Below are 17452 nucleotides of genomic sequence, written 5' to 3' on the forward strand. Positions count from 1 at the left end.
ACGTTCAACGCCGCCGCCTCGCCGCCTGACGTCCACCAGTGCAGCATCTGCACTTCCTTGACGTCGGCGGCGCGGGCCGCGACATGCGTGCCGGCCAGAGCCAATGCGATCACGGCCGTCGTGGTCAAAAACCTATTCATCGAAGAACCTCCCAGTTCCTTCTTGAAAGATGCGGGACCATTCCCGCATCAATTGCCCGCCCTCGCCGGGCGTAGTTGCTTTGCCGGCTAGACCAGCTTTTCCGTCTGCGGCATCCACCAGCCGGTGCGCTTGCCGATATGCATGTTGAGCGTCTTGGTCTCCGTGTAGTCTTCGACCGCATGGCGGCCGAGCTCACGGCCGAGGCCGCTCTGCTTGTAGCCGCCGAAGGGCAGTTCCGAGGCGCCGTCCATGAAGGTGTTCATCCACACCGTGCCTGCCCTCACCGACCGGCCGATCGTCAGGCAGGTGTCGAAATCGCGGCTCCAGACACCGGCCGACAGGCCGTAATCGATCGAATTCGCGATCCTGATCGCTTCGGCTGTTGTTTCGAACGTCAGAACCGACAGAACAGGACCGAAGACTTCCTCACGGGCCACCGCCATATCAGGCATGACCGCTTCGAGGATCGTCGGCGACATGAACTGCCCCATGCCGAGGTCAAGCGTCTCGCCGCCATGGGCGACGCGGGCGCCGCTGCTTCTGGCGCCGGTGACATAGCCTGAGATCTTCTCCAGATGCTGCGGCGTGATGATCGCGCCGACCTGCGTTGACGGATCAAGGGGATCGCCGACCTTCACGTCCTTCGCCAGTTCGGCGACGCGCCTGACGACGTCGGAAGCGATCGACTTATGCAGGATCAGCCGCGAGCCGGCATTGCAGCACTCGCCGGCATTGAAATAGGCGCCGAAGACCGCGGCATCGACGAACGCGTCGAGGTCGGCATCGGGGAAAACGATTTGCGGGTTCTTGCCGCCGAGTTCCAGCGAGACCTTCTTCAGTGTCTGCGCCGCATTCGTCATCGTCAGTTTTCCGACACCCGTCGAGCCGGTGAAGGACACCATGTCGACATCAGGGTGGGAGGTCATGATCGCGCCGACTTGAGGTCCCGTGCCGGTGACAATGTTGACGACGCCATCGGGAACGCCCGCTTGCTGCAGGATCTCTCCGAGCACGAGCGTCGATCCGGATGTCAGCTCCGAGGGCTTGACGACGGTGGTGCAGCCGGCGGCGAGCGCGAAGGGCAGCTTCTGGCCGACGATCAGGAACGGAAAGTTCCACGGCGTGATGATCGAGACAACGCCGATCGCCTCGCGCAGGACGACGCCGAGCGTGCCGTCGCCGAGCGTGTTGTAGCTTTCACCATGGAGATCGCGTGCGAGAGCCGCCGCATAGCGCCAGATGTCGACCGAGCCGGCAATTTCTCCTCGCACCTGGGTGATCGGCTTGCCTGCCTCGATGGCATCGAGAAATGCCAGTTCCTCAGCCCGTGCGGCGATCAGATCGGCCGCCTTGAGCAGGATGGCGGAGCGTTCGGACGCGGTCATGCGCGGCCACGGCCCCTCGTCGAACGCCCTGCGCGCGGCAGCGATGGCGTGCTCGGCGTCGGTCCTGCTGCCGGCCGGGAAGCGGCTGACCACGACACCATGGCTTGGCGCGACGCGCTCGATCGGATCGGAGGCGCCCGCCTCCCATCTGCCGTCGATCAGCATCTTGAAATCGCGTGCCTTGTGGTCGCTGAGCGCAGTCGGGTTGACGATGACCGTCATTACCATTCTCCCTTGAACGTTGCCGGGCGCTTCTCGCTGAAAGATGCGACGCCCTCCTTCAGATCGCCGGTTTTCGCCGCGAGGATCGAGCCAAGGGCTTCGACCGCGGTTCCGTTATCTTCGCCGTTCGCCGATGCGATCATCAGCTTGGCGATCTCGAGGGCCGCCGGTCCCCGCGCCGCAATCCGACCGGCATATTGCCTGGCAGCGGCGACCGAGTTTCCTGTCGGAACCACCGCGTCGACGATACCGAGCAGGCGGGCTTCCTCGGCGGTGAAGATCTCGCCGCCCAGCGCCATGCGGCGGACGGCCTGGGCGCCGAACCGGCGCACGAGACGCTGGGTGCCGGACCAGCCCGGCACCATTCCGAGGCCGGTCTCCGGCAGGCCGATCTTGATGTGTTCCTCGGCGATGCGAATGTCGGCAACGCCGGCCAGTTCGAGCCCGCCTCCGAGGGCGTGGCCGTTCAATGCTGCGATCAACGGCACCCGGAGTGTCGCCAATCTTTCGAAGACACGATGGCCATGCCGGACCCAGAGATGACCGAACTCTTGAGGTAGCATTCCGCCCCAAGCTTTGATATCGCCGCCGGCGGAAAAGCCCTTACCCTCACCGGTGAGAATGGCAGCGCGCACATCCGGGTTCGCTTCCACCGCGTCGGCCGCCTCTGCCAGCGCTTTCAGCATGTCGAGATCGAGCGCGTTCAACTTCTCCGGACGAGAAATCGTCAGCGTCGCGACATGTCCGTCGATATCGATCCTGACTGTTCCGCTAGCCATGGATGGCGCCCTCCAGTGTCCGTGCCCGTTTGGCAGGAAGCGACAAGCCGATGCCTGCCTCGCGGAAGAGGGCCGTATCCATCACCTTCAGGTCGGGCGCGACCGTCAGCGGAAATTCGGACTGATCGAGGATCTGAGACTGAAGATCGACGCCGGGCGCGATCTCGGTAATGACGATGCCTTCAGGCGTCAGCTTCATCACGCACCGCTCGGTGACATAGGTGATATCCTGCCCCTGTTCGATCGCCCGCCTGCCGCTGAAGGTGACGTGTTCGACCTCGTTGACCAGCTTCTTCAGCTTGCCCTCCCTCTCGATGACGAGAGCCCCATCGGCGATCGACAGCTTCGCCCCGGCGTTGAACATGCCGGAGAAGACGATTTTCTTCGCCCGCGCCGTGATGTCGACGAAGCCGCCGGCGCCGGCCGTCACATGCGGCCGGAAGGAGAGCTTGGAGACGTTGACCGACCCGTCCTTGCCGATCTCGAGGAAGGACAGCAGCGACGCGTCGAAGCCCGCGCCCTGGAAATAGGTGAACTGATAGGGAGACGGCATGTAGGCGTCGGCATTGGAGGCGCAGCCGAAGGCGAAGTCGAGCAGCGGCACCCCACCGACCGCGCCTTGCTCGATAACCCAGGTGACGGCGCCGTGGAGCCCTTCTTCCAGCAGAATGCGCGGCACGTTGGCCGAGATGCCGAAGCCCAAATTGACGCAGCTTCCCGCCTGCAACTCTTGGGCGACGCGGCGCGCAATGACCTTCTGAACATTGAATTCCGGAACGCTGAAGCTATCAAGCGGGCGGAAGATCTCGCCTGATATCGCGGGATCGTAGGCCGTCTGAGTCGTCTGCTTCTGATCAGGATCGATGACGATATAGTCGACCAGCATTCCCGGCACGCGGACGTCATGCGGCTTCAGCGAGCCTTCCTTGGTGATCCGCTTGACCTGGGCGATGACGATGCCGCCATTGTTACGGGCGGCAAGCGCCTGATCGAGACCGCCGAGATAGGCACCTTCATGCTCGTATGTCAGGTTGCCGCGCTCATCGGCGGTGGTGGCACGGATGATGGCGACCTGAGGGACGATCGAGGGGAAGAACAGCCAGTCGTCGCCCTCGAAGCTGACGCGCTTGACCACCTGCTGTTCCGAAGCAAGCTCGTTCATCGCACAGCCCTGACGCCGGGGATCGACGAAAGTGTCGACGCCGACCTTGGTCAGCACACCCGGCCGCTTGGCGGCGGCTTCGCGATGGATGTCGAACAGGATGCCGGAGGGAATGTTATAGGCCGGGATCTCATTGTTGGTGATCATCTGCCAGATCAGCGGCGGCTCGGATGATGACGGCCCGGATGGATAGGAGCCGCCGATGATGCACTTGAGCAGGCCTTTCCTGGCGATGTAATCGACGCCCTTGATGCCGCTCATATCGCCGGCGGCGATCGGATGAAGGGTCGTGATTCCCAGGGGATGGCCGGTCGCCTCGAAACGCTCGCCAATCGCCTTCAGCATGAGGTCCGGGCAACCGAGACCGCTCGAAGACGATACCGTGACGACGGCGCCGTCCGGGATGAGCGCGGCCGCTTCGGCTGGGGTGAGATGCTTCTTCATGGGCATTACTCAGCGTCCTGTTTCGATTTTACGCTCTTGCCAGCCTTTGCCGGTGCGGTCTTGCCGGCGCCGCAGCTCTCGCGAACGACCAGCCGAACGGCTGTCGTCATCGTCTCGGCCTCGGCCTTGCCGGCGTTGATCTGCTTGAGCAGCATCTGCGCGCCGCGGCGCCCGATGCCCTGCGGATCGACCGAGACCGTCGTCAGCGCCGGTACCGCCGCCTGAGCCTCGATGACGTCGTCGAAACCGACGACGGCGAAGTCGACGCCTGGCTCCAGACGACGCGAGCGCAATCCGTCGCAAACACCGAAGGCAACGGCATCGTTGAAACAGACGGCCGCGGTCGGCCGAAGGCCGAGCGCGATCGCCTTTCCGATTGCCTCCACCCCGCCGGCCCGCGACGGCGCCGACGAGATGACGAGTTCTTCGTGATAGCCGAGCCCGGCCGCCTCCACGCCATTTCGGTAACCGGCAAGCCTGTCGTCGAAGACGGCGGTGTCGGGAAAGCCGCCGAGAAAGGCGATGCGCTTGTGACCAAGCCCGGCCAGATGCTTGACCGCGGAGACCATGCCCGCCCGGTTGTCGGAGACGATCGACGAGACTTTGGCGCCGGGGAGGTTTCGAACGACGACCACGACAGGAATCCCGGCGGCGACAAGCGGCTTGAAGTCGGCGGCATCGGTGGCGCGCGCCGGCGAGACGATGAGTCCGGAGATACCATGCTCACGCATCGATGCGACAACCTCACGCTGCCTGTCGATGCTCTCGCCGGTGTTCGACAGGAATTGCACGAAGCCGGCCGACTGGACGACCATATCGACGCCGACCGCCAGCTCCGCAAAGAAGCTGTTGGTCAGGTCGTTCACAACAACTCCGATGATCCGCGATTTGGCACCGGCCTGCCGAAGATTGGCTGCGCCGCGATTGTAGACGTAGCCGAGATCCCGCATCACGGTATTGACCTTGGCGCGCGTCGCCTCATTGACCAGGGAGGACCCCTGCAGCACCAACGAAACCGTCGACTTGGAGACGCCGGCGGCCTTCGCGATGTCAATGACGGTTACCCGCGCCTTTGTCATTTCCCTCTCCGACCGTGACGTCGACTAATGGTATAAATATTTGGAACGTTCCAATTCTGTCAAGAAAAATTTAGTGATCCGCTATAATTTTATTTTATTCCTATCAGGAATTCAGTTTTATTCGCCATCGAAATCTCAGCTATTAAATTGGAACGATCTAAATTCCAGTCACGGTTGACCAGCGCCTATGGACCTCCCCGGCCGGCAGGGTCGTGGAAGAATCGAGGCTCGTCCCCTTGGCTTGCTTATCAAGAGACGGGCGAGCCGATGCCGAGGACAGACTTGATCTTCTTGTCAAACATCTAGGCCTCTTAAGCAGGGCTAACGGCTCGCGCTTGAACTGACGGCGCAGGATTGCTGTCCGGCATATCTACCCTATCCTTCTCGCAATAGAGGAGGACCATGCAATGGCTTTCATTCACACCCCCAATGCATCCGCCAGCGAGAAGACGACGTCGATGTATGCGTCGGCCGAGGCCAATTATGGTTATCTGCCGAACATGTATCGTGCCTTCGGCCACAGGCCGGAGGTGATGGAGTGCTGGGCGGCACTGCTTGCGAGCATTCGCGGCCATATGAGCCTCAGGCGCTATGAACTGGTGACGCTGGCGGCGGCCAAGGAACTGAAATCCTCTTATTGCATGCTGGCGCACGGTTCCGTGCTGCTGCGCGAGGGGTTTACCAGCGACGGGCTGACGGCTGTCGTCAACGAAACCGAGAAAGCGCCGATCGATGCCGGCGAACGCGCGATCATGGCCTTCGCCGCCAAGGTGGCGCACGACGCGACGTCGGTGACGCAGCAGGATATAGACGGGCTGAAGAAGCACGGGCTGAGCGATGCCGAGGTCTTCGACGTCACGGCCGCGGCGGCGGCCCGGTGCTTCTTCTCGAAAATGCTGGATGCGCTGGGTGCCGCACCCGACCACGCCTATCTCGAGCGGCTGGAGCCGAAAGTGCGCAAGGCGCTCAGCGTTGGCCGGGAGGTCGAGAGGCCTCTTGCGCCTTCCCCATCGCGCGGCACATCGCAATGAGGGCGTAGGGGCCTATTCCTGCGGCTTGTCGGCAAAGTGCCGGATCGCGAAATCGGCGATATTCTGGCTCGCCCGATCGGCATCGTCGAGCAGCGAAGGAAACAACTGCCACTGATGCGGCATGCCCGGCCAGACCTCGGTCGTGACGTCGACGCCCGCCTGGCGCGCCTTGTCGCCGAGCCGCAGCGTATCATCAAGCAGGACTTCGCCGGAACCAACCTGCAGCAGCAGCGGCGGAAAGCCCGTCAGGTCGGCATAAAGCGGCGATGCCTGGGGATCGGACGGAGACTTTCGGCCGAGATAGGCCTTACGCAAAGTCTCGATCCAGTCTTTGCCGACCAGCGGATCGCTTTCGGCATTCGATGTCATCGATCCGCCCGTCGCGGCAAGATCGGTGATGGGGCTGAGCGCAATGACGGCCGCCGGCAGCGCCTTTCCGACCTGCATCTGCCGCAGCACGGTCTCGATCGCGATATTGCCGCCGGCGCCGTCTCCCGCCACGACGACGTTGTCGTTGCGATAGCCATTGTCGAGAAGCCAGCGATAGGCCGTCAGCGCGTCGTTGATCTGCGCGGGATAGGTATATTCGGGCATCAGCCGATAATCGATGAGAAGAACATCGCTGGATGCGGCCTTGGCGAGCGAGCCGGCAAGCAGGCTGTGCGTGCGGATGGAGCCGCTGGAGAAGCCGCCGCCATGAATATAGAGGATCACCCTTTCACCGATCGGGTGATGAAGGCGGGCGGGCCACATCAGTTCTGCATCGACGCCGTCGGCATCGACCTGCCGAACCTGGATGCGTGTCGGCCCCGGCGTTGTCTCCATCAGCGACTTGAAGGCGGTGCGGCGCTGCTGCAGGCTATCGGCGCCGGCAAAGTGATTCTTCCAGAGGTCGACGAGTTTTTCGACCTGCTCGCGCGAGGCTTGGCTTTGCGGTCCGACCTCCTGCCCGAACGCTGCCGAAGCCGACAGCGTCAGCGCGGCTAAAGCGGAACACAGATATTTGAGCCGCTTTGGCGTTCTTCGATTTGGCACAATCCGACCCTTCATCAACCTCTCCCGATGATGCTGGTGATGGCGGTATCTTTGGCCGCTTCGTCCAGCGGAGTCAAAAGGGGGAGAAGCGCAACCTTCGGCTTTTTCACGCCGCTGATGTCCAGCCTGAGCCCGCCCGCGCCAGGCCGATACAACGCGCGGTGCAACCGCGGTGGCCCACCTCGTGCGCGCTCATCGGGCTATCGTGTCAAAAAAAACGACAATCGCTACCGGTACGGCTTGCCATGCGTCGGGCTTCCGTCAGAAATGGGTCCCCAGCCCCGACGCTTCGGCTCGCACAAGAATGAAGGATACGGATGACCACCATTTACCTTGCCGGCCCGGAGGTCTTTCTTCCCGATGCCACGCCCATCATGGCCGAAAAACGCAGATTGGCGCGCCAGTTCGGTTTCGAACCGACCGGTCCCGGCAGCGACGAAAACCAGACGCCGGTGAAGCTGACGGCCGCAGAGATCTACGCACGCAACGACGACGCCATGCGCCGGGCCGATATCTGCCTTGCCAACATCACGCCCTTTCGGGGCGTCAGCGCCGACCCGGGCACGGTCTATGAAATCGGCTTCATGATCGCGCTCGGAAAATCGGTATTCGCCTATACCAACCACCCCGACGACTATGGCCTGCGTGTTCGTTCGATCTGGTATGCGGGGCTGGAGATCGATGTCGCGAGCGGACGCCCACGCGGGCCGGATGGCATTGCAATCGAAAATCACGGCATGGCCGATAACCTGATGATCGACGGGGGCATCGAGGCAACGGGAGGCAAGGTATTCCGTGCGGCAGAGCTGCCGGAGGATCCTGCCCGCGACCTGACAATTTATTTCGACGCTCTTCAGACGATCGCCGGCATGCGCGGATAGGAATTGAGCGTCTTTACTCCGCCCTGATCGCGTCGATGACCGCCCTGAATCCCGCCGACATGTGGCGGCGGCTCGGATAGTAGAGATAGAGCGGTTCCTCCGGCTGGCACCAGTCGTCGAGCACCTGGATCAGCTCGCCGCCGGCAACGGCCTTTTCGGCACGGGGCTCCCAGATATAGGCAAGACCGACGCCGCCGAGCGCTGCCTGCATCATCAGTTCGTGATCGTCGAGCGACAACGGTCCGTTTGGCTGAAAGCTCACCGTCTGGCCGTCCTTCTCGAATTCCCAGGCATAACGCGCACCTGATGGAAACATGTTCTGGATGCAAAGATGGCGCTTGAGCTCGTGGGGCGTCGCCGGCTTCGGCCGGGTCTCGAAATAGGCGGGCGAACCGACCACGACCAAGCGGATCCGGGGCTTGATGCGTAGCGCGACCATGCCCTCGGTGACGCGCTCGCCGAAACGGATGCCGGCATCGAAACCCTCCTCGACGATATCGACCAGCCTGTCGGTCGCGTTGATCTCCAGCTGCAAATTCGGATTGTGCTGGAGCAAAGGGGCAATGATGCGGCCGATGACGAAGGGACCGATCGAATTCGGCACGTTGATCCTCACCTTGCCGAAGGGCGTGTCGCGGTAACGGTTCAGCGCATCGAGCGCCGCCGCCATTTCCCCGAAGGCCGGAGAGAGATGGGAAATCAGGAGTTCGCCGGCTTCGGTCAACGACACGCTGCGGGTCGTTCGGTTGAGCAGACGGATGCCGATCCGGTCCTCGAGATTGAGCACGGCATGGCTGACGGCAGAGGCAGTGACGCCCCGCTCCTCCCCCGCCTTGCGGAAGCTCTTGTGCCGCGCCACTGCCGCGAAGGCCGCAAGTTCGGAGAGTTCGGTCGCGCGCATTGCTGAATTTCACTCATCATAGTTTCGAGAATAACAAATCTTATACATCAGCAAACTTCCGGTCAAACTTACCCCGTCAGCACAGAGATGCTGGCGCCCATACACTCGAACAATCCAAGAGGAATTCGTCATGAAAATCTGGTTCATCACTGGTGCATCCCGCGGCTTCGGCGCGCTGATGACCAAGGAAGCGCTGGCAGCCGGCGATGCCGTCATCGCCACCGCCCGCAATCCAAAGACAGTGACGGAGCAGTTCGGCGATCATCCGAACCTTATTGCCGTCGCCCTCGACGTTACCAATGAGGCGCAGGCGAAAGAGGCTGCGGCTGCCGGCATCGCCCGCTTCGGCCGCATCGATGTTCTCGCCAACAATGCCGGCTACGGGCTGCTCGGCGCCGTCGAGGAGGCCACGGCCGAAGAGATCGAAAGGCTATATGCCACGAACGTCTTTGGTCTCCTGAAGGTGACACGTGCGGTACTGCCCTATATGCGCCGCCAGCGCTCCGGCCATGTCTTGAACTTCTCCTCGATCGGCGGTTATTTCGGCTATCCCGGCTGGGGTGTCTACGGCTCGACGAAATTCGCCGTCGAGGGCCTGTCGGAATCGATGGCCGCCGAACTCGAACCCTTCGGCATCAAGGTGACGATCATCGAACCCGGCTTCTTCCGCACGGACTTTCTTTCCGACACGTCGCTGGCGGTCAGCCCGGCCTCCATTGCCGACTACGAAGGCACGCCGGCCGGCAACATGCGCAATTTCGCCGCCGACGCCAACCATGCGCAGCCCGGCAATCCTGCCAAGCTCGCTGCCGGCATCATGACGATGGTCGACTCGGTCAACCCGCCGCTGCGCATGCCGTTCGGCAGCGATACGGTGGCTATGATCGAGGCGCAGCATGCGAGCGTCGAAAAGGAACTGGCCGCCTGGCGGGAGCTCGCTCTCTCTACGGATTTTGCAAGCGAAACGACGGCTGTGGCCTGAAGAGGCAAAACCGATGCCGCCGATGCATCCACATTTCCGGATGCGGCGGCGGCAGCTCTTAACGCAGGAAGGAACGCCTTGCGGCAAATTGGCGTTCGCCTCTCGTCGCGTGCCGGCGGTCTCGGAAACGATCCTGTGGTGACGCAGTTGGATCGGGAAAAACCGGCGCGACAGCTGATGGCAAGTAAAAAGGTGGCCATGGCCCGGCCGCCTTCTTTTACTTTCCGACCTGCTCGGCCCAGTTCGGCGCCTTGCCGCCTCCGTCGAGGAAGGTCATCGCCACGGTCGCCACGAGGGGCGAGGCGAAGGTCTCGTAGTGGGTGAGATCGGGCAGGATCGCCAGCCGGTTCTTCGACATGTTCTCCCGCATCCAGCCCGCGTCGCGCAGACCGCCACCGAGCTTGTGATAGAAGTCGATCATGTGCTCTGGGCGGATCATGTCGGCATCGCCGTAGATCAGCATGACCGGCATGGTGAGCTTGGCGACAGCATCGCTATAATTGACGGGTTTGCGCATCAACACCCCCATGGCGTCGAGCAGCTTCGGAAATTCGGAAACGTCAGGCGCCACCGCCTTGTAGGAGAGGAACATCGGCGTGTCCTTCATCATCTCGGCCATACCGGAGCCGACGGCCGCCTGCTGCGGCAGCATCTCCGGGAAGAAGCCGTTCTGAGCATAGGGCGCCGAGAGGATCACCAGCCGGCGGACGCGGTCGGGCGCATTCGCTGCCATATTCAACGCCACCCCGCCACCGAAGGAATAGCCGAAGACGTCGACCTTATCGTAGCCGAGTTGCTTCACCAGGATCGCGAGATCGGCGCCGATATCCGGAAGCTCGATCGGCCGATTGCCGAGCGGCGTGCGACCATGGCCCTGGAGATCGACGGCGATCACCTGCCGGTGATCGGTGAAGACAGGCATGACAGGAGTGAACATCTCGATCTGCCCGAGACCGCCGTGCAGCAGCAGCATCGGTTCACCCTCGCCGCGGATCTCATAATAATAATCGACGCCGTTGACCGGCACGCTTCCCTTCCTGATGATCGGTGCGGCTGCCTTGTCCTCAATAGAAGGCGCGGCGCCTGCCATATCGGGCGCGGCCAGGAGGGCGGCCGCGGTTGCGATCATCGATATCAGCCTCATCTTCGACATGTTTCTTGCTCCATGTTTGCAACGATACCGCAAGGACGGCAGTGGCAATCATTTTCCGACACTGTTTCGAAATTTCTGCCAACCGCCTTTATGCCATTTCTATATTTCTCCCCTCGCCCCGAATGGATTTCCTATCGCGGCCGGCAGTAGACTCTCGCCATCACTGCAAAGGTCAAAGCCGTGCGAAATATCCGCCTTCCACCCTCTCCGCCCACGCAGTGTCAGGCGCGGCGGCCGGCAGATGCTTGAAAAGCGCATTGCGCCGGCAAAACGCAGACCGGCCGAACGGCCGAAGTCAAACTTTTCTTTAACCGGCTTGCTGGTAAAATCTCGGCGCAGAGACTTCAGACAGCGCGAGACCGATGCCGAAACCGAATTTCCGCTTCACCCATTACGATCTTAGGGAACAACGCGCCGGGACGATCGTCGAGGTGTCGTTGAATGCGGTGAACAATGTGCGGCTGATGACGGCGCCGAACTTCCAGCGCTTCACCGAGGTTCTCGATTTCAAATATATCGGCGGCGTGGCGCGCAAATCGCCGGTCAAGCTTGCCGTTCCGGAAAGCGGTCATTGGCATGTCGTCGTCGATATGGAAGGTCATCACGGGCTGGCGGAATCCACCGTCAAGGTGATCGCCGCGCCAGCCAATCAGAAGACGCCGCGGTCCTCCTGACGTTCAGACGGCTCAGCGCGGATTGCGCTCCTTGCGAAGCTTCGCCCACCATTCCAGCCGCTTGCGGATCTCACGCTCGAAGCCGCGCTCCGGCGGATCGTAGAAGGTCTGCCGGCCCATTTTCTCCGGGAAATAGTCCTGGCCGGAAAAGGCGTCGGGCTCGTCATGGTCGTAGCGATAACCTTCGCCATACCCCTCGCCTTTCATCAGCTTGGTCGGCGCGTTGAGGATGTGCTTCGGCGGCAGCAGCGAGCCGTTCTGCTTTGCGGCCTGGCTTGCCGCCTTGAAGGCGGTGTAGACGGCGTTCGATTTCGGCGCGGTGGCGAGATAGACGCAGGCTTGGGCCAGCGCCAGCTCCCCTTCCGGCGAGCCGAGATAGTCATAGGCATCCTTGGCGGCGTTGCAGATCACCAGCGCCTGCGGATCGGCAAGACCGATATCCTCCACCGCCATGCGCACCAGCCGCCGGCCGAGATAGAGCGGATCCTCGCCGGCATCGAACATGCGGGCGAGATAATAGAGGGCGGCGTCGGGGTCCGAGCCGCGCACGGATTTATGCAGTGCCGAGATCAGGTTGTAGTGGCCGTCCTGCGCCTTGTCATAGACCGGAGCGCGGCGTTGAACGATGCGCGTCAGGCCTTCGGTATCGAAGGTCTCGCCTTCGCGCGTCGCGCGCCAGACCTCCTCTGCGAGCGTCAGCACCGCGCGGCCGTCGCCGTCGGCCATGCGGATCAGGCTGGCGCGCGCTTCCTCCGTCAGCGGCAGCGGCTTCTGCTCGATCGCCTCGGCGCGCTTCAGCAATTCCTCCAGGCTTTCTTCGTCATGCGATTTGAAGGTCAGCACGCGGGCGCGCGACAAAAGAGCGGCATTGAGCTCGAAGGACGGGTTTTCGGTGGTGGCGCCGACGAGGATGACGGTGCCATCCTCCATAACAGGCAGGAAGCTGTCCTGCTGGGCGCGGTTGAAACGATGGATCTCGTCGACGAAGAGCAGCGTCTGACGCCCGTCCATGCGGCGCAGGCGGGCAGTCTCAAACACCTTCTTCAGATCGGCGACGCCGGAAAAGATCGCCGATATCTGCTCGAAGGCCAGCCCCGCCTCGCCGGACAGCAGTCGCGCCACTGTCGTCTTGCCGGTGCCGGGCGGACCCCAGAAGATCATCGAGCCGAGCGAACCGCTCTCGATCATCCGCTTCAGCACGCCATCCTCACCGGTCAGATGTTCCTGACCGGTGACGTCGGCAAGCGTCTTCGGCCGCAACCGGTCGGCAAGCGGCCGTTTGGCGGCCACCTCTTCCGGAACACGCGGCGCGAAGAGATCGTTGCTCATCGGAAGAATTGCCGGATGCGCTGACCGTCGCGCTCGATCTCAACCCGCCAGAGGCCGGGGTCGCTGCTGGCGATTTCGGCCAGTTCTTTGGTGGATTTCACTTCCGTGCCGTTGATCGAGACGATGATGTCCTTGGGCTCGAAGCCGAGGCGGGCGGCCGGCGAGTCCTCCTTGACGTCCGCGACGACGACGCCGGCCGATTCCGAGGGCATGCGAAGCTCGTCGGCGACACGCGGCGACAGGTTTTCGACAACGGCGCCGCTAAAGGGCGTGCGTCCGCCGATGAGGCGCTGGTCGCGCGGCGAGCTTTCCGGCGCACGGTCGAGCGCCAGCGACAGCTGCTCCTCGCGCCCGTTTTCGATGACTGTCAGATTGACCGACCTGCCGAGGCCAGCCGTCGTCAGGCGATAGAGCAATGCATCCGGGTGCTCGACGGAGATGCCGTTGACTGATGTGACGATCTGGCCCGCCTTGAGTCCAGCCTTTGCGGCCGGCCCGCCCTCGGAGACCTTCACCACCAACGCGCCGCGGACCTTATCGAGCCCGAGTGCCTCTGCGACTTCGGAGGTTACGGCATCGAAGCTCGCGCCGACATAGGGCCGCTCGAAGGATTTGACACCCGCATCAGCGGAAGCAAGGAAGACCTTGACGAGGTTGGCGGGGATGGCAAAGCCGATGCCGTTCGAGCCGCCGCCGCGCGAGAAGATCGCAGTGTTGATACCGATCAGCTCGCCTTTCATGTTCATCAGCGCGCCACCGGAATTGCCGGGGTTGATCGAGGCATCGGTCTGGATGAAGAATCCGAACTCGTTCCTGACGACTTGGTTACGCGCAAGCGCCGAAACGATGCCGCTCGTCACCGTCTGGCCGACACCGAAAGGATTACCGATCGCCAGCACGAGATCGCCGACCTCGACCGCATCGGAGTTGCCGATCGGCAGTGTCGGGAAGATCGCTTTGCTATCGATTTTCAGCACGGCGAGGTCGACGCGGTCGTCGCGCAGCACCACCTTGCAGGGGAATTCACGGCCATCAGACAACGCCACCTTTATATCGTCAGCGCCCTCGACGACGTGATTGTTGGTCACGACAGTGCCGTTCGCCTCGACAATGACGCCCGAGCCGAGCGAGGACTGCTTTTCCGAGCGGTTCGGCATCTGCTGGCCGAAAAACTGCTCGAAGAAGGGATCGCCGGCAAAGGGCGACTGGCGCTGGATGGTCTTTTCCGCATAGACATTGACGACAGCGCCCGATGTCTGCTTGACCAGCGGCGCGAAGGAGAGCTGCATCTGCATCTGGCTCTCGGGTACCGTCTTTGCAGTCTCCGCCTGCGCTGCGGCCGGCAGAAGGAGCGTCAGAGCGAGCAGCGAGAGGGAGGCGTGTTTGAACAGGCCTTGCATGGATATCCCTTTTGAATCCTCTAGAAAAATTGTTTTAGCGTCCGACGCTAGAAAGGAAAGAGGGCGGAAGCATGGAAGAATAAGGCAACCGAAGAGCTCAAGAGATTTTGCTTGAAGGCCTTACGAATTCGATCCAGGAAGATTGGCCATGCAGCTGATATCAAAAACCAAAATCTGGGCGAAGTCACTGAAGCGTGACATTGTCGCCCTGTGGCTTGCTGCGCGCGATGCCAGGGTGCCTTGGTATGCAAAAGCAGTGGCGGGCGCCGTCGCGGCCTATGCCCTGTCGCCGGTCGATCTCATCCCGGATTTCATTCCCGTGCTCGGCTATCTCGATGATCTCGTCCTCGTGCCGCTCGGCATCCTGCTGGCGACGTGGCTTGTTCCGCCCGACTTGATGCGCGAGCTTCGCGAAGAAGCCGCAAGACGCATCGAACGCCCTTCCGGCCGGAGCGGCCTGATCTTCATCCTTGTCGTCTGGCTTGCCTGCATCATCTTCCTGGCTCTGGCAGTGCGCAAGCTGGTCTGATCGGCGGCAAGGAGACTTTGAATGATGATAATGAGAGCAATGACGGGAGCCCTTGGTTTTGCAGCTGCAATCTTCGCGTCGGTCATGGCGCAGGCGGCAAGCTTCGACTGCGATGCGAAAGAATTGAAGCCGGACGAAGAGACAATCTGCGACAACCGCGCCCTCAACGATGCCGACGTGAAGATGGCGACGACCTTCGAGCTGCTCTCCGGCCTGCTGGCCATGGGCTCACGTGGGACATTGCAGGACGAGCAGACGGCCTGGCTGAAGAAGCGGCAGGAATGCGGGGCTGATGCCGCCTGCCTCAAGGCCGCCTATGAGGAGCGGCTGAAGCAGTTCGGCGAGACCTATAAAAACATCAACCGGCCGCTTTGAAAGCGACCGGTCGACAGAGCAGTTGATGGATTCGGGCAGTTAACGGGCGTTCAGATCGCGCACAGCACCGCGATCGGCGCTCGTCGCGAAAGCGGCGTAGGCCTTCAGCGCCGTGGTGACGTTGCGCTTGCGGACTTCTGCGGGATGCCAGCCTTTGCCATCCTGCTCGGCGCGGCGGGCGGCAAGCTCGGCTTCGCTGACGCGCAGGCTGATGGTGCGGTTCGGGATGTCAATGTCGATCATGTCACCTTCGCGCACCAAGCCGATCGTGCCGCCATTGGCCGCTTCCGGCGAGACATGGCCGATCGAGAGGCCCGATGTGCCGCCGGAGAAGCGGCCATCGGTGATCAGCGCACAGGCCTTGCCGAGGCCCTTCGATTTCAGATAGCTCGTCGGATAGAGCATTTCCTGCATGCCGGGGCCGCCCTTCGGGCCTTCATAGCGGATGACGACGACGTCGCCGGCCTTGACTTCGTTGGCGAGGATCGCCTTCACGGATGCATCCTGGCTTTCGAAGACCCTTGCCGGACCGGAGAATTTAAGGATCGATTCATCGACGCCGGCCGTCTTGACGATACAGCCGTCGACCGCGAGGTTGCCCTTGAGCACGGCAAGGCCGCCGTCTTTCGAGAAGGGGTGCTCGACCGAACGGATGACGCCGTTCTGGCGATCCGTGTCGAGATCGTCCCAGCGGGCTTCCTGGCTGAAGGCGACCTGGGTGGGGATGCCGCCGGGAGCTGCGCGATAGAAATTGCGGACAGTGTCGCTGTCGGTGCGGGTGATATCCCAGCGGTCGATGGCGTCGCCCAGCGTCTCGGCATGGACGGTCGGGCAATCGCGGTTCAACAGACCGCCCTTTTCGAGTTCGCCGAGAATCGACATTATGCCGCCGGCGCGGTGGACGTCTTCCATATGCACGTCGCTCTTGGCGGGTGCGACCTTCGAAAGGCACGGCACGCGGCGCGATAGCGCATCGATATCGGCCATGGTGAAATCGACCTCGCCTTCATGGGCGGCGGCCAGGATATGCAGGACGGTGTTGGTCGAACCGCCCATGGCGATGTCGAGGGCCATGGCGTTCTCGAAGGCCTGCTTGGAAGCGATGGTGCGCGGCAGCGCCGTGATGTCGTCCTGCTCGTAATAGCGGCGGGCGAGATCGACGACCAAGTGGCCAGCTTCGACGAAGAGCCGCTTTCGGTCGGCATGGGTGGCAAGCGTCGAACCGTTGCCGGGCAGCGACAGGCCGAGCGCTTCGGTCAGGCAGTTCATGGAATTGGCGGTGAACATGCCGGAGCAGGAACCGCAGGTCGGACAGGCGGAACGCTCGATGACCTTGACGTCTTCGTCGGAGATCTTGTCGTCGGCCGCGGCGACCATGGCGTCGACGAGATCGAGCGCATGGGTTTTGCCGTGCAGGACAACCTTGCCGGCTTCCATCGGGCCGCCCGAGACAAACACGGTCGGGATATTGAGGCGCAGCGACGCCATCAGCATGCCGGGGGTTATCTTGTCGCAGTTAGAAATGCAAACCATGGCATCGGCGCAATGGGCATTGACCATGTATTCGACGCTGTCGGCGATGAGCTCGCGCGACGGCAGCGAATAGAGCATGCCGTCATGGCCCATGGCGATGCCGTCGTCGACGGCGATCGTGTTGAATTCCTTGGCGACACCGCCGGCCGCCTCGATTTCGCGGGCGACGAGCTGGCCGAGATCCTTGAGGTGCACGTGGCCGGGCACGAACTGCGTGAAAGAATTCACCACCGCGATGATCGGCTTGCCGAAATCCGAATCCTTCATGCCCGTGGCGCGCCAAAGGCCGCGCGCGCCTGCCATGTTGCGGCCGTGGGTCGTGGTTCTGGAACGGTAAGCTGGCATCGGTGTCTTCCTCGACGTGTCGGAAATGATCAGGCGAAGCGAAGCGGCATGAAGCCTGCGGGCCGGGCGAAC

General features: G+C 62.3%; 16 protein-coding genes and 1 pseudogene. 6 read left to right on the top strand and 11 right to left on the bottom strand.

Features of this window, described 5'->3' with window-relative positions; all coding sequences use genetic code 11:
* From PYR71_RS20595 to PYR71_RS20615, 5 genes and pseudogenes are all read right to left on the bottom strand, one after another.
* A pseudogene (locus PYR71_RS20595) lies at positions 1-140 on the bottom strand (sugar ABC transporter substrate-binding protein); the annotation flags it as partial.
* Between the two features lie 87 nt (positions 141-227).
* Positions 228-1748, bottom strand: coding sequence for an aldehyde dehydrogenase family protein (locus tag PYR71_RS20600; protein ID WP_275620674.1), 1521 nt, complete (start codon positions 1746-1748; stop codon positions 228-230).
* Entirely contained in the window at positions 1748-2527 is a 780-nt protein-coding gene (locus PYR71_RS20605; RefSeq protein WP_275620675.1) for an enoyl-CoA hydratase/isomerase family protein, read from the bottom strand. The genes PYR71_RS20600 and PYR71_RS20605 overlap by 1 nt, the downstream gene beginning before the upstream one ends.
* Complete coding sequence (locus tag PYR71_RS20610; RefSeq protein ID WP_275620723.1) at positions 2520-4133, bottom strand: acyl CoA:acetate/3-ketoacid CoA transferase; 1614 nt, start codon at positions 4131-4133, stop codon at positions 2520-2522. Before PYR71_RS20610 ends, PYR71_RS20605 begins: the two co-directional genes overlap by 8 nt.
* A gap of 5 nt (positions 4134-4138) precedes the next feature.
* On the bottom strand, positions 4139-5212 hold the full coding sequence (locus PYR71_RS20615) for a LacI family DNA-binding transcriptional regulator (protein ID WP_275620676.1): 1074 nt from the start codon (positions 5210-5212) through the stop codon (positions 4139-4141).
* A 407-nt stretch (positions 5213-5619) separates the two neighbouring features.
* On the opposite strand from PYR71_RS20615, the gene PYR71_RS20620 reads away from it, so the two are divergent.
* A complete protein-coding gene (locus tag PYR71_RS20620) occupies positions 5620-6243 on the top strand; it encodes a carboxymuconolactone decarboxylase family protein (protein WP_275620677.1) in 624 nt (207 codons plus the stop codon).
* Between the two features lie 12 nt (positions 6244-6255).
* Here PYR71_RS20620 and PYR71_RS20625 read toward each other — a convergent pair whose 3' ends face one another.
* Positions 6256-7293, bottom strand: a complete 1038-nt coding sequence (locus PYR71_RS20625; protein WP_275620678.1) for an alpha/beta hydrolase — start codon at positions 7291-7293, stop codon at positions 6256-6258.
* 302 nt (positions 7294-7595) lie between these two features.
* Between PYR71_RS20625 and PYR71_RS20630 the strand changes: the two genes are divergently transcribed.
* Positions 7596-8159: a nucleoside 2-deoxyribosyltransferase gene (locus PYR71_RS20630; protein ID WP_275620679.1), complete on the top strand. Its 564-nt coding sequence runs from the start codon at positions 7596-7598 to the stop codon at positions 8157-8159.
* A 13-nt stretch (positions 8160-8172) separates the two neighbouring features.
* Here PYR71_RS20630 and PYR71_RS20635 read toward each other — a convergent pair whose 3' ends face one another.
* Positions 8173-9060, bottom strand: coding sequence for a LysR family transcriptional regulator (locus PYR71_RS20635; protein ID WP_183914722.1), 888 nt, complete (start codon positions 9058-9060; stop codon positions 8173-8175).
* 130 nt (positions 9061-9190) lie between these two features.
* Between PYR71_RS20635 and PYR71_RS20640 the strand changes: the two genes are divergently transcribed.
* Positions 9191-10042, top strand: a complete 852-nt coding sequence (locus tag PYR71_RS20640) for an oxidoreductase (RefSeq protein WP_275620680.1) — start codon at positions 9191-9193, stop codon at positions 10040-10042.
* Between the two features lie 217 nt (positions 10043-10259).
* Here PYR71_RS20640 and PYR71_RS20645 read toward each other — a convergent pair whose 3' ends face one another.
* Positions 10260-11195 (bottom strand): alpha/beta fold hydrolase, encoded by a 936-nt coding sequence (locus PYR71_RS20645; RefSeq protein WP_275620681.1) that lies wholly within the window; start codon positions 11193-11195, stop codon positions 10260-10262.
* A gap of 362 nt (positions 11196-11557) precedes the next feature.
* Between PYR71_RS20645 and PYR71_RS20650 the strand changes: the two genes are divergently transcribed.
* Positions 11558-11869: a DUF1883 domain-containing protein gene (locus PYR71_RS20650; protein WP_275620682.1), complete on the top strand. Its 312-nt coding sequence runs from the start codon at positions 11558-11560 to the stop codon at positions 11867-11869.
* A 12-nt stretch (positions 11870-11881) separates the two neighbouring features.
* On the opposite strand, the gene PYR71_RS20655 is transcribed toward PYR71_RS20650, so the two are convergent.
* Positions 11882-13198 carry a replication-associated recombination protein A gene (locus PYR71_RS20655; protein WP_275620683.1) on the bottom strand — a complete coding sequence of 439 codons (1317 nt, stop codon included), beginning with the start codon at positions 13196-13198 and terminating at the stop codon, positions 11882-11884.
* Positions 13195-14598, bottom strand: coding sequence for a DegQ family serine endoprotease (locus tag PYR71_RS20660; RefSeq protein WP_275620684.1), 1404 nt, complete (start codon positions 14596-14598; stop codon positions 13195-13197). The genes PYR71_RS20655 and PYR71_RS20660 overlap by 4 nt, the downstream gene beginning before the upstream one ends.
* Positions 14599-14746: 148 nt before the next feature.
* On the opposite strand from PYR71_RS20660, the gene PYR71_RS20665 reads away from it, so the two are divergent.
* Positions 14747-15127, top strand: coding sequence for a YkvA family protein (locus PYR71_RS20665; protein ID WP_275620685.1), 381 nt, complete (start codon positions 14747-14749; stop codon positions 15125-15127).
* Positions 15128-15148: 21 nt separating this feature from the next.
* Positions 15149-15502 (top strand): lysozyme inhibitor LprI family protein, encoded by a 354-nt coding sequence (locus PYR71_RS20670; protein WP_275620686.1) that lies wholly within the window; start codon positions 15149-15151, stop codon positions 15500-15502.
* A 39-nt stretch (positions 15503-15541) separates the two neighbouring features.
* Here the strand turns inward: PYR71_RS20670 and ilvD are convergent, their stop codons facing one another.
* A complete protein-coding gene (gene ilvD, locus PYR71_RS20675) occupies positions 15542-17380 on the bottom strand; it encodes a dihydroxy-acid dehydratase (RefSeq protein ID WP_275620687.1) in 1839 nt (612 codons plus the stop codon).
* Positions 17381-17452: the final 72 nt, after the last annotated feature.

This window comes from Rhizobium mulingense (assembly GCF_029194105.1).
GTDB classification, from domain to species: domain Bacteria; phylum Pseudomonadota; class Alphaproteobacteria; order Rhizobiales; family Rhizobiaceae; genus Rhizobium; species Rhizobium mulingense.

Bases quoted from the DNA above. Each gene is read 5' to 3' on its own strand.
- PYR71_RS20600 (WP_275620674.1), bottom strand. From the start codon at position 1,748: ATGACGGTCATCGTCAACCCGACTGCGCTCAGCGACCACAAGGCACGC.
- PYR71_RS20605 (WP_275620675.1), bottom strand. From the start codon at position 2,527: ATGGCTAGCGGAACAGTCAGGATCGATATCGACGGACATGTCGCGACG.
- PYR71_RS20610 (WP_275620723.1), bottom strand. From the start codon at position 4,133: ATGAAGAAGCATCTCACCCCAGCCGAAGCGGCCGCGCTCATCCCGGAC.
- PYR71_RS20615 (WP_275620676.1), bottom strand. From the start codon at position 5,212: ATGACAAAGGCGCGGGTAACCGTCATTGACATCGCGAAGGCCGCCGGC.
- PYR71_RS20620 (WP_275620677.1), top strand. From the start codon at position 5,620: ATGGCTTTCATTCACACCCCCAATGCATCCGCCAGCGAGAAGACGACG.
- PYR71_RS20625 (WP_275620678.1), bottom strand. From the start codon at position 7,293: ATGAAGGGTCGGATTGTGCCAAATCGAAGAACGCCAAAGCGGCTCAAA.
- PYR71_RS20630 (WP_275620679.1), top strand. From the start codon at position 7,596: ATGACCACCATTTACCTTGCCGGCCCGGAGGTCTTTCTTCCCGATGCC.
- PYR71_RS20635 (WP_183914722.1), bottom strand. From the start codon at position 9,060: ATGCGCGCGACCGAACTCTCCGAACTTGCGGCCTTCGCGGCAGTGGCG.
- PYR71_RS20640 (WP_275620680.1), top strand. From the start codon at position 9,191: ATGAAAATCTGGTTCATCACTGGTGCATCCCGCGGCTTCGGCGCGCTG.
- PYR71_RS20645 (WP_275620681.1), bottom strand. From the start codon at position 11,195: ATGTCGAAGATGAGGCTGATATCGATGATCGCAACCGCGGCCGCCCTC.
- PYR71_RS20650 (WP_275620682.1), top strand. From the start codon at position 11,558: ATGCCGAAACCGAATTTCCGCTTCACCCATTACGATCTTAGGGAACAA.
- PYR71_RS20655 (WP_275620683.1), bottom strand. From the start codon at position 13,198: ATGAGCAACGATCTCTTCGCGCCGCGTGTTCCGGAAGAGGTGGCCGCC.
- PYR71_RS20660 (WP_275620684.1), bottom strand. From the start codon at position 14,598: ATGCAAGGCCTGTTCAAACACGCCTCCCTCTCGCTGCTCGCTCTGACG.
- PYR71_RS20665 (WP_275620685.1), top strand. From the start codon at position 14,747: ATGCAGCTGATATCAAAAACCAAAATCTGGGCGAAGTCACTGAAGCGT.
- PYR71_RS20670 (WP_275620686.1), top strand. From the start codon at position 15,149: ATGATGATAATGAGAGCAATGACGGGAGCCCTTGGTTTTGCAGCTGCA.
- ilvD (WP_275620687.1), bottom strand. From the start codon at position 17,380: ATGCCAGCTTACCGTTCCAGAACCACGACCCACGGCCGCAACATGGCA.